The following is a 384-nucleotide window of genomic DNA, read 5'->3' on the forward strand; positions in this document are numbered from 1 at the left end:
ACCCAGGAACGGGCCCGGCCCGCGGTGCCGCCCACCCACTCGCCGACGTCGCTGGCGCCGTCGCCGAGCCGACGCAGCAGCCCGACCAGCGGATCCGTGGACCGGCTGAACTCCTCCCGGTACGACTCGGCCGCCGCCTTGATCTCCTCAGAGACGCTGGTCGAGCCGTCGTCGTCCCGGCGCGGGTAGTCCCCGGCCAGCACCCGCCCGTACGCCCCGGAGTCGATCCACTGGCGCAGCTGGGCGGCGCGCGCCACCGGCGCCGGGTGCGTGCTCCACGCGGTCATCCGGATCTTGTGCAGGCTGTCCCGCAGGTCGCCGCCACCGGCGTACTCGGCGGCCTGCTCAAGGAAGGCGGTGGTGTCGATCTCGGACAGGTCGCCA

The 384-nt window shown here is 74.2% G+C and carries 1 pseudogene; it reads right to left on the reverse strand.

Annotated elements, in window-relative coordinates:
- Positions 1–384 (reverse strand): annotated as a pseudogene (locus EAD98_RS23535) (peptidase M48); the annotation flags it as partial.

It is taken from the genome of Micromonospora sp. CV4 (genome assembly GCF_003667455.1).
Classification (GTDB): domain Bacteria; phylum Actinomycetota; class Actinomycetes; order Mycobacteriales; family Micromonosporaceae; genus Micromonospora.